Here is a 7387-nt window from a genome sequence, read left to right on the forward strand (position 1 = left end):
TTGTAAAGGAATACCCGGATCGCTTTGTCGGGTACGCCTCGATCCCTCCTCTTGGGGGAAGGCCGGCGCTCAACGAACTGGAGAGGGCAGTAAGCGGTCTCGGCCTGAAAGGTGTGCACGTGATGTCCAGAAGCGGTGGGCACTATCTGGATGACAAGGTCTACTGGCCGTTTTATGAGAAGGCCTCGGAGTTGAAGATACCCATTGACGTCCACATCGAGGCGAACCCGCCGGGATTCGACGGTCTTAGAGCTTCCTACGCTCTACATTATGTCCTTGCGCGCGAATTTGATATGTGCGCCGCCACCATGCGGATCTGTCTCGGGGGTGTACTTGAAGAATTCCCCGACCTCATCTTCATCGTCAATCATTTCGGCGGAGGTGTCTCAGCGGTGCTTGAGCGGTTTGACGCCTACCTCAGTTACGTGGGAGCCGGCTGGCAGGACTTCTATCCCGACAAACCTTTGATTACTAAACCGTGGAGACATTATTTCGAGAAGCTTTACTTCAACATGGCGGGCCGCGAGCAGGGGATGGACACGGTGACGTGTGCCCTTACGAACATCAGTCCAAAAAAGATGCTCTTCGGCACAGATTGGCCCTTCAACTACGATAATGATGCACAAGGTGCGAGGCAGTATATTAGTGATATACGAAAGCTCGGCTTGCCGGGCGAAGATATCGATGCGATGCTGGGAGGTAATGGAGCTCGACTTCTGGGTATCAGAAGGTGAAGCGACTATCTGGGAGCAAGCAGTCAGGAAGCCAGACTCTCCCACGAGAGAAAGAACGAAATTCTGCTTGAGATCGCATGATGAGCAGTGAAACGAATAGAGAGAGTACCTGCCGTCGGTGCGGCAACTGCTGCCAACTGGACATGGCCGCCTATGTCTCCCTTGCGGATATCCAGCGATGGGAGAAAGAGGTGCGCCATGATATTATCGCCCACGTGCGTGATAATGACGTGAGGTGGTCGCGCAATGCGATGATCAATAAGTTCGGGTCAAGAATAACGACCTGTCTGATGAGCTGTGTTTATCTCAAGTGGTGCGGGTCATCTGCCTCCTGCGAAATCTACGAAACGCGGACGGAGGTGTGTCGCAGTTTTATTCCGGGTTCATCAGATCTGTGTCCCCAATATCATCGCAAGCCGAGGGTTCGTCCAGGCATTCCTCCGGTTGAAAAGCAATCTTCATGAAGGGTGATAGAAAAAATTCCTTCCCGATGCAATGGTGAACTTCTAATTTCCTTCAGTAACGCCACATTGCGAACGGTAATCAACTATCTTTGCGTTTCACCGCCCTCCCTCCGGATAGCGGCTCCCTGGCATTTAAGTTGCAGAAACCTTTCCATGTCCTCGGACAGGTGCGCTTCCGTGTGGGCCATGACCGTTGGGAATCGCGAGGCACTATCGTGAAAAACGGTGATAAACCCATACGCAATCCTTATGTCGTGCTCCGAGAGGAGTTTGATGATTGGGCCGTACTCTTCAATCCAAATGCCACTCAGGGTTTCGATGGTTTTGGCCTGAACCTGAACCTCGATGCGGGGTATCGGCGAGAAGACCGCGCTCAACTTCCTGATCGAGATGGGAGGAGACATCAAGGCCTTCGAGCATGATAGAAAGCTGATCGCTGCTGCAGGGCTCGATCCGACCACGTACGAATCAGGCAAGTACAAGGGCCAGAGCAAGATCAGCAAGCGAGGAAATCGTCATGTCCGCAGAGTCATCTGGCTGATGACAACGAAGGTGATCATTGCCGATCCTATGTTTCGCGCGTACTACTTCAAGAGAAAAGAAGAAGGACTCATCTACAAGAAAGCGGTGCTGGCCACTGCGCACAAACTAATCAGAGTAATGTTTTCGATGTTGGTACATCAAAAACCTTTTGATCCGGAGAGGAGGAAATAAATATGGTTGACCGGAAGCAAGTATTTTCAAATTTTGCTTGCAATACACGAGTACCACCAGAAATGGAGTGTATGGACCCAGTCAATCCTATCTTGTAATCGCGCGCCTGTATGATTAGCATCAAGTACAGGAATAATCCGCGCGGTTTGAACATAGCCAGCGGTCCTTTGTCCGTGTTTGGACAAAGTCCTATAGACAGCATCCCCTGGCGGATATTCTCTGCATAGTCCCACAGGTTTTCTACCAGATATGGACGTCAAATGTATGAAATGAACGGCAAGGACACACGCGTGATGTAAAATACCAATGAACGCACTCCAGGGTTTCATATGAAATATCTATTTGCACTGCCGGTGTTCGTGCTGATGGTATCGATTGGCATGAGCCTTCAACTCCCGGAGTTCGTGGCCCAATGGAAGCGCTTGACGTGGTCAGCGTGGCTTCGCCTCTTGCTGGCTACCTTCATCGTGCCGCCGGTATTCGTGCTGCTGCTCCACCGCTTGATGCCGCTGGGGCCGGCCGAGGCGATTGGGCTGTTCATGGTGGCGGTCGTACCCGGCGCTCCACTGGTGAGCCGCAAGATTGCCCGGCGCGGTTTCGACATGCACCTGGCGGCAAGCTACCAGGTCTGGGGCGCCTGCCTCACACCCGTGATGATTCCCTTGGTTGTGTTCCTTACCGGGAAGCTCTACAACCGCGACATCTGGATCTCTCCGCTCCTGCTTATCGAGCAGATTGCCGCGAAGCAGTTTTTGCCGGTGCTGCTGGGCATGCTCTTGATACGTGTCGCGCCCGAAAGGTCGAAGAAGCTGGCCCCCGCGCTGAACGTGGTGGGAAATGTGGCGCTCCTGGTGGTCATCCTTTTGGTGCTGATCAAGCTTGCGCCGTCGCTGCTGGGCGTCACCGTGTGGCTTCCCTTCGCAGCCCTGCTGCTGGCGATCGCATGCGTCGCTGCGGTCCGGCTGCTGGTACGCGCCGATGAGGCAACGAAACGCACCCTGGCCATCTGCAACGCGAACAGGTTCGTGGGGTTGGCTCTACTGCTGACGGGGCAGTCTCTGCACCGTAACGATGCACTGCCCGCCGTAGCTTGCTATGCGCTTGTAGTCGTCCTCGTCACTATTCTGTATCCCAGACTCTTTCCCGCTAAAAGTCTGGTCGCAGGGCAAGGATGAGGGGGCGTACCGAAGAACGAGCCCGGGCTTCGAGGGCCGACGGTGACCGGGATCAAGGGTGAAGCAAAGTATCGGCTGCTCCTGTAACTGTTGGAATAGGATTTGAGAGCCGAGTCATAGATTAGGGGTGGCAATGGGTAGTAAGATCAGAAGATAAAAAAGGCAGAGCCACTTGACCCTGCCTCTTATCCCGCATCCTTCTTCTCGATGCCTTCTGCAAGACCGGGCAAGCTTGTCAATTTGAACTCAGTGATATTTTTTTCTAAAATAAAAACATCCTGTAAGTGTAGAAAGCCGGACCACCGGGATGAGCGGCCCTAAAATGGCAATCGGAGGAACCATGAGTAAAACGTACTTTAGCCGATCCCTTCACACCCCAAATCGTCTCGGCGCTGTCGTCATGCTGCTCATCCTGATCACGCTGACGTGGTGCAATCCCGCTTTGTGCGGGCTTGTGCATGACGCGGTTAAGAGTGGCGACGTAACAAAGGTCAAGACGCTGCTCAAAGGGAATCCCGGTCTAGTTTTCAGTACAGACGACAACGGCAACACGCCTTTGCACTGGGCTGCCCATGGGGGTCACAAGGACGTGGCGGAATTCCTGCTGGCCAACAAGGCCGAGGTTGATGCTGTGAACGAGTTGGGCTTTACGCCGTTGCATTTGGCGGTGCTGGAGGACCGCAAAGAGGTGGTAGCCTTGCTGCTGGCCCACAAAGCCGACGTCAATGCCAAGGACAATGGTGAGACGCCGTTGCATTTGGCGGCGAAGTGGGGGTACAAAGACGTGGTAGCCTTGCTGCTGACCAACAAAGCCGACGTCAATGCCAAGGACAGGACGGGTGCGAGACCCTTGCACGATGCGGCGTCTCGGGGCCACAAAGACGTGGTAGCCTTGCTGCTGGCCCACAAGGCTGAGGTGAATGCCGAGGACAATTCCGGCAATACGCCTTTGCGCTGGGCGGTCTATATGCGCCGCCAGGATGTGGCAGAATTACTGCGCCAGCACGGGGGCCGGGAATAAACTGTTTGGAAGTCATCTCAAGGCAATAGTGAGGCCTTCGTATGGTAGCGCAGTCGCTTGCCAACAGTACGTGGCCTCGGAGGGTTTTATCGGCGCATCCGTGCCCGTCTGGGTGCTCCCAAAGCCATCACCGCCACCGCCCACCAGCTTGCGAGAATCTTCTATACCCTATGGACAACGGGCAAGCAATATGTTGATCTCGGTGTCCAGCACTATGAGCAGCGGTGCAAAGACAGAATACTACGCAGCATGAAGAAGAGGCTGCATGACCTGGGCTACACCGTTGCCATAGAACCGGCAACAACCGCGGCAGCGCTGTAGGCCAGGTGCCGGAAGTTTCTGAGGAGGAGGAGTCGGTACCCGACGACTTATTTGCTTTTCCTGCAATGCTCATGGTTCTGTCTCTAGTTAGATCGCTTCATTAGAAGTGGCAATAGTGGGCGGTGGTTTGCTTTCTTACCCCCCATTTTGTCCTTGACATTTGTGCGGCTATAATATAAACTACCATTTATATAAGGCTATATTGATATGGATCGTATAGAGGTACTTTCTCGACTGTTTAACCTCCTGAGTGAGCCAAACCGCCTGAGGATTCTCTTCATCATCGGCAAAGAGAAGAAGTGCGTGAGCGACATCATCGGCGAGACGCAACTCTCTCAGCCTCTCGTCTCGCACCACCTTAGGACGCTCAGGGAGAGCGGTGTACTTGTGGCAGAAAGAAAGGCTGCTCTCGTCTACTACAGCCTTTCCGATCCGCGTCTCATAGACCTTCTGCAGGCCTTATCCGGGATAGAGGTAAAGGGGAGCAGGAAACAAACAGGGTGGACGTTTCCACCGATGCGCTTTATGCAGCTATGGATGAAAGGAGGTGAGTAGTATGTGGTGGTACTTTGCGCCTTTTATGTGGGGATTTTGGCCTGTCTTCCCGATCATCTGTTTCCTCTTCATGATGGTCATGATGCTTATCTGCTTTCGGTTCATGAGGGGACACGGAGGCATGTGCGGCTTTCACCGGGAAGATGACGACAGAGGTGCTCTCAGGAAGGAGATTCGTGAATTGCGGAGCGAACTCCAAGAACTGCGACAGAGCAAAGGAGCGTAGCGCATGAAAGAGAAAGACAAACGCATAGGTATGATGAAGGAGATGATAGCAGGAAGGGGCGGAATGCCGGACATGTGAACGAGCATGGGACAACAGGTGACGGGTCCCGTCACTGAAACCGCGAACATGGCGCCCTTCGCCACTCCAGAAGTAAGGTCAGTCTTTGAGGAGTGGGCCAAGATCGTAGAAGATGAAATTGTTGTCTGTATCAAGAAAGACCTAAAAATGCGGCCCGCTGCCATTGCCGAGAAGGTGAAGCTGTCCGAACAGAGCGTCCTCTTCTTCGTGAGCAAGCTGCTGAGGGAGGGCAGACTTAAGGTGGAGGAGTTTCGGGTGGCTGAGTAAGCATCGCAGAAAAGAACCGAGCGTAGAGGAGGAACGATGTCGGCTAAAGCGGCTATTGCTACGGAAAAGTTCCGGAGTGGGTATAACTGAGCGCAATCCATACTTTACGCTTTCCGTGCAGAAAGCGGGTTGTCAGGCGAAACCGCTTTGAAAATAGGTTGCGGTTTAGGCGCAGGTATGGGGCGGAAACAGGAAGTATGCGGTTCGGTGACTGGCGGGATTCTTGTGATCGGGCTAAGGCACGGCAGGGGTGAAAACGATGACACTTCAGCCACGCAACTCACGTACGCAAGAACAAGGGAATTGATGGACCGTTTCGCTGCAAAGCACGGGACGTGCATGTGCCGACAACTTTTGAATGGCTGTGAATTGATGACTGAAGAAGGCCAGAAGATCTTCAAGGAGAACGAACTGCGTGAGAAGACCTGCACGCCTACTGTCGAGACTGTCGTTGAGATTCTTGAAACTATGTCGTAACGCCTTCAGCGAGTGACGTCCCCGTTCTTGATATCGAATACCTTGGAGTGCGTTATCGACTGGTCTATGTCGAACCCTGCTCCACGCCCTCTATGGCTTTCAAGAGGGAAGCGGAGATAAAGAGGCTATCGGGACCGCAGAAAGTAGTGCTCATCGCCAAGAGTAAAGGGGGAAGTAGAACGGGTGTGAAGTACTTCCTACTATGATAAAAGTCAAGACTGCGCAGGTTTTTTCTACCCGCTTTCTCTTTTGTTCCTGTCGTCAGGTCATAGCTCTCACTCCCGTGTGATGAACGCTTCGAATCATCGTTTGTGCACCCCTCGTGGCGCACGAGGCCAATGACGCCTTCAGGGTGCGTCCGTGGCCGAAGTGCGACGCCCAGGCCAAGAGAAGAAAAGGTTCTTTACAACCTACTATTCGTGGTCTCGCCACACGTATCTACCTGCGGAAAGAAGGAACCGATGTCAACAATCTGAAATCCGAGGCCTGCGCCACAGGAAGTACTGCGTTGTACACGGTTAGTTCCGCATGGTGACTTCAAGACCCTTATCTCCTCTTGGTACCCTTCATCGACTCCGATCACGTAACCACCTGCATCAGGACACACGCTCTGCACCGGTATGCATTAATGAATATAACACGCAACTCTGCACACCGTTAGTACTCCATATGTATCACGCAGCGACACCGATCACGTAGGGCGTGCCAGAGATACGGCAGGCCCGGTACCGTATGATCAGCATCCGCGCCACCGCGACGATTGCTTTTTTTCTGCTGCCGCTCGCATGCCATACCCTGGTGAACTTGGCGAGGAGCACCGGATCTTTGGTGATGGACATCCAGGAGTTCTCGACGAGGGTCGAGCGGATGAAGCCGGACCCCATACCGGTGATGCGCCCCTTACGTTCGGTCTCTCCGGTAGAGTCTTCCCTCATGGTGAGCCCGACGAAGCTCGCAATCTTCTTGCCGCTTCCGAACCGGGTGAGGTCCTCTCCCCGTTCGAGGACGAGGCGGATGGCCGTGAACCAGCCGATCCCCGGGAGGCTGCGGGCGATGGTGAAGGCCTTGTGGTAGCGCTCCTTCCTGCAGAGCTTTTTCAGGGCAGCTCTGAGCGCAACCTGGTGGGCCCACAGTTCTTCCAACTGGGTAAGGAAGATGTCGAGACTTAACCGTAAGGGTTCTGAGAGCTCAAGCTGTTTGAGAGCACGGAATTCCTCTCTTCCCCACCGGTCGGGAAAGGCAACCTCGATGCCGTGGAACTGGAGGAACTTGCGGATGCGGTTGCGGGTCCGGACGACATCCTTCTGCAGGGCGATCAGGGTTCTGCTCACCTGGCGGTCTTCTCTTCGTTCCTT

Annotated in this window: 11 protein-coding genes; 9 read left to right on the forward strand and 2 right to left on the reverse strand. The window is 53.9% G+C overall.

Annotated elements, in window-relative coordinates; all coding sequences use genetic code 11:
- Positions 1-734 (forward strand): amidohydrolase family protein (locus tag VMT71_16020; protein HVN25478.1); only part of this gene is annotated, 734 nt, incomplete at its 5' end.
- 23 nt (positions 735-757) lie between these two features.
- On the opposite strand, the gene VMT71_16025 is transcribed toward VMT71_16020, so the two are convergent.
- Positions 758-934, reverse strand: coding sequence for a hypothetical protein (locus VMT71_16025; GenBank protein ID HVN25479.1), 177 nt, complete (start codon positions 932-934; stop codon positions 758-760).
- Positions 935-1543: 609 nt separating this feature from the next.
- Here VMT71_16025 and VMT71_16030 point away from each other — a divergent pair.
- From VMT71_16030 to VMT71_16065, 8 genes are all read left to right on the forward strand, one after another.
- On the forward strand, positions 1544-1912 hold the full coding sequence (locus tag VMT71_16030; GenBank protein HVN25480.1) for a transposase: 369 nt from the start codon (positions 1544-1546) through the stop codon (positions 1910-1912).
- A gap of 329 nt (positions 1913-2241) precedes the next feature.
- Positions 2242-3087 carry a hypothetical protein gene (locus VMT71_16035; protein HVN25481.1) on the forward strand — a complete coding sequence of 282 codons (846 nt, stop codon included), beginning with the start codon at positions 2242-2244 and terminating at the stop codon, positions 3085-3087.
- Between the two features lie 307 nt (positions 3088-3394).
- Positions 3395-4108, forward strand: coding sequence for an ankyrin repeat domain-containing protein (locus VMT71_16040; GenBank protein HVN25482.1), 714 nt, complete (start codon positions 3395-3397; stop codon positions 4106-4108).
- Between the two features lie 57 nt (positions 4109-4165).
- A complete protein-coding gene (locus tag VMT71_16045; protein HVN25483.1) occupies positions 4166-4429 on the forward strand; it encodes a hypothetical protein in 264 nt (87 codons plus the stop codon).
- Positions 4430-4636: 207 nt separating this feature from the next.
- Positions 4637-4984, forward strand: coding sequence for a metalloregulator ArsR/SmtB family transcription factor (locus VMT71_16050; protein HVN25484.1), 348 nt, complete (start codon positions 4637-4639; stop codon positions 4982-4984).
- A 1-nt stretch (position 4985) separates the two neighbouring features.
- Entirely contained in the window at positions 4986-5210 is a 225-nt protein-coding gene (locus VMT71_16055) for a hypothetical protein (protein ID HVN25485.1), read from the forward strand.
- Between the two features lie 84 nt (positions 5211-5294).
- Positions 5295-5555: a hypothetical protein gene (locus VMT71_16060; protein HVN25486.1), complete on the forward strand. Its 261-nt coding sequence runs from the start codon at positions 5295-5297 to the stop codon at positions 5553-5555.
- 99 nt (positions 5556-5654) lie between these two features.
- On the forward strand, positions 5655-6032 hold the full coding sequence (locus VMT71_16065; GenBank protein ID HVN25487.1) for a C-GCAxxG-C-C family protein: 378 nt from the start codon (positions 5655-5657) through the stop codon (positions 6030-6032).
- A gap of 674 nt (positions 6033-6706) precedes the next feature.
- On the opposite strand, the gene VMT71_16070 is transcribed toward VMT71_16065, so the two are convergent.
- Positions 6707-7387 (reverse strand): transposase (locus VMT71_16070; protein HVN25488.1); only part of this gene is annotated, 681 nt, incomplete at its 5' end.

It is taken from the genome of Syntrophorhabdales bacterium, from assembly GCA_035541455.1.
Lineage (GTDB): Bacteria > Desulfobacterota > Syntrophorhabdia > Syntrophorhabdales > WCHB1-27 > JADGQN01.

Coding starts and splice junctions, on each gene's coding strand:
- VMT71_16025 (HVN25479.1), bottom strand. CDS start 934: ATGGCGCACCTCTTTCTCCCATCGCTGGATATCCGCAAGGGAGACATA.
- VMT71_16030 (HVN25480.1), top strand. CDS start 1,544: ATGCGGGGTATCGGCGAGAAGACCGCGCTCAACTTCCTGATCGAGATG.
- VMT71_16035 (HVN25481.1), top strand. CDS start 2,242: ATGAAATATCTATTTGCACTGCCGGTGTTCGTGCTGATGGTATCGATT.
- VMT71_16040 (HVN25482.1), top strand. CDS start 3,395: ATGAGCGGCCCTAAAATGGCAATCGGAGGAACCATGAGTAAAACGTAC.
- VMT71_16050 (HVN25484.1), top strand. CDS start 4,637: ATGGATCGTATAGAGGTACTTTCTCGACTGTTTAACCTCCTGAGTGAG.
- VMT71_16055 (HVN25485.1), top strand. CDS start 4,986: ATGTGGTGGTACTTTGCGCCTTTTATGTGGGGATTTTGGCCTGTCTTC.
- VMT71_16060 (HVN25486.1), top strand. CDS start 5,295: ATGGGACAACAGGTGACGGGTCCCGTCACTGAAACCGCGAACATGGCG.